General features: G+C 64.6%; 2 protein-coding genes. Both read right to left on the bottom strand.

Features of this window, described 5'->3' with window-relative positions; genetic code table 11:
- Window positions 1-361: 361 nt before the first annotated feature.
- Complete coding sequence (locus ACYP5B_RS01985; protein ID WP_459568350.1) at window positions 362-1570, bottom strand: IS91 family transposase; 1209 nt, start codon at window positions 1568-1570, stop codon at window positions 362-364.
- A gap of 8 nt (window positions 1571-1578) precedes the next feature.
- Entirely contained in the window at window positions 1579-2457 is an 879-nt protein-coding gene (locus ACYP5B_RS01990; protein WP_459568352.1) for a tyrosine-type recombinase/integrase, read from the bottom strand.
- Between the last annotated feature and the right edge of the window lie 102 nt (window positions 2458-2559).

The raw sequence follows: 2559 nt of genomic DNA on the forward strand, positions 1-2559 counted from the left end.
AGCAGAGGGTTTTTTGATTAGCGGTCGCGGCCGCAGGCGCGTGAGCCGGGACCCGGCGAGGTCAGCCCGCGACCGGTCATCAAAAAACCGTTTGTGCTGAACCGCTCCGCAGGCGGGTGCGTCTATGGGCGTTGAATCGTCGCTGCGGTGGTCCGGCGCGCTCCACACGCGTAAGCCGGGCACCGGACTGCGATGGAGTGACGATGGCTATCGTGCGATGGGGGTGCAAGGGTCGACATGGCAGGATGAATTGGGCAGCTTCCGGATACCTTTGCACGCGGGAGAGATTTGGTGGCACAAGCTCGAGCGCGTTGCCAGCAGGAGTGAATGGAAACGTGGTCCGTGATCATGCCGATGCGGATCAGTGAACGGGATGAGTGCATGGTGGTGGACGCGGCAGTGCGCCGGGCAGGAAGGTTTCGATGCAGACCATGTGGCCCCTGCCACAGACCGGGCAATCGCGAAGCGACTTGCCGGTGAGTCGCAGGTAACGGTCGCGGTAGTCTTCGGTTACCACAGGTGCTTCGGCAGCGGGCATCGCCACGCCGAGCAGGCGGCGGCAGGTAGCCAGTTTCGCGGCCCGGCAACGATTGGCGAGCAGGCCGTAACTGCGGATGTGCTTGAAGCCGCTGGGCAGAATATGCAACAGGAAGCGGCGGATGAACTCGTCGGCCGCGAGGGTCATGGTCTTTGTTGCGGTGGCGTGTTTGTAGTCTTTCCATCGGAAGCTGACTTCGTCACCGTCAAAGGCGGCTAGCCGGTGGTTGGAGATCGCGACCCGGTGGGTATAGCGGCCCATGTAGTCGAGTACCTGCCTGGCCCCGCCGAAGGGAGGCTTCGCGTAGAGGACCCACTCGGCTTCTGCGACGGGTGCGAGCCAGGCGGCGAAGGCTTGGGTATCGCTGAGCGGTTCGAGCGGGCCGTAGAACTGCAGTGCGCCTGCGTCGAAGGCGTGGCGCAACTGTTCGAGGAACAGCCGCCGGAACAGGCGCGAGAGCACTCGCACGGGCAGGAAAAAGCCAGGGCGACAGGCGATCCAGCGCTCGCCGTCGGCAGCAAGGCCACCGCCCGGCACCACACAGTGGACGTGCGGATGATGCTGCAAATTCTGCCCCCAGGTGTGCAGGATGGAGATGAAGCCGATCTTGGCACCCAGGTGTTTCGGATCGGCGGCGATCGTGCGCAGCGTCTCGGCGCTGGCGCGAAACAGGATATCGTAGAGCGCCTTCTTGTTCTGGTAGGCGAGCGCTGCGATGGACTCAGGGACGGTGAAGACGACATGGAAATATTCGACCTCGGGAAGCAGTTCAGCCTGCCGGTCTTCAAGCCACTGGGCACGGGCAAGCGACTGGCACTTCGGGCAGGCGCGATGCCGGCACGAGTTGAACGCGATGCGCTGATGGCCGCAGGCATCGCACTGCTCGACATGGCCACCGAGCGCCGCGGTGCGGCACAGCTCGATTGCGCTCATCGCGCGCCGTTGCGCACGGCTGAGCCCGTCGGCGTGGGTCTGCCGGTACTGCGGGCCGCAGTGGCGGAAGATGTCCGCCACCTCGAGTGCCGCCCTCATCGCGAGGTTCAGAAGTACGTGGGCGCAGGCGGTGCGGGCGGGATCGGCTCGGGACGCGGCAGCAGATCGAAGGGACTGGCGGTGGCACACACGGTGCTGGTCGCCAGTTTTAAGTACCGTGCCGTCGTCGAAAGGCTGCGATGGCCCATCAGCAGTTGGATCCTGCGCACGTCGGTGCCGGCCTCGAGCAGGTGGGTCGCGAAGGCGTGCCGCAGCGAATGCGGTGTAACGGGTTTCCTGATGCCGCTGCGCCGACGCGCGACGTCACACGCCAGTTCCACCGCCGATCGGGTGATGGGGTGCCCGGGAATGTCACCGGGAAACAGCCACTCGCGGGGGTGAGCCTCGTGCCAGTACAGTCGCAGGATCTCGAGCAGCCGCGGGGAAAGCATCACGTAGCGGTCCTTCCTGGACTTGCCCTGGTGCACGCGGATCACCATGCGCTGGCTGTCGATATCGGTGACCTGCAGATGGACGACTTCTGACACGCGCAGGCCAGCCGCATACGCGGTCATCAGGATGGTGCGCTGCTTGAGACTGGGGACCGACTCGAAGAAACGGGTAACTTCCTCGGCGCTCAGGATGACCGGCAGCTTCACGGGTCGCTTTGGCAGTGGAAAGTCCTCGTCGCTCCATTCCCGTCTGAGCGTGACGCGGTACAGGAAGCGCAGTGCGCCCACAGCCAGTTGCACGCTGCTCGGGGCAAGCTTGCGTTCGTTGGTCAGGTAGATTTGCCAGGCGCGGATCTCTTCGGGGCCGAGGCGTTCAGGCGAGCGGCGGAAGTGCCGGGCGAAACTGGAAACCTGCTGCAGATAGGATTTCTGCGTGTTGTCTGCGAGATTGCGGATCTGCATGTCGTGCAGCATGCGTTGACGGAGCGGGGTCATGACGGACCTCCTGGGAACAGGGAATGGAATGCCCGGTCGGGCACCTCCATGCTGCTCCCGGCCGCCGGCTCATCCCTTCCCTGGTCCCGGCACCAGACAACC

This window comes from Cupriavidus sp. 8B, from assembly GCF_054589115.1.

What these genes read in the sequence shown, in the direction of transcription:
- ACYP5B_RS01985 (WP_459568350.1), bottom strand. Translation starts at nt 1,570, where the DNA reads ATGAGGGCGGCACTCGAGGTGGCGGACATCTTCCGCCACTGCGGCCCG.
- ACYP5B_RS01990 (WP_459568352.1), bottom strand. Translation starts at nt 2,457, where the DNA reads ATGACCCCGCTCCGTCAACGCATGCTGCACGACATGCAGATCCGCAAT.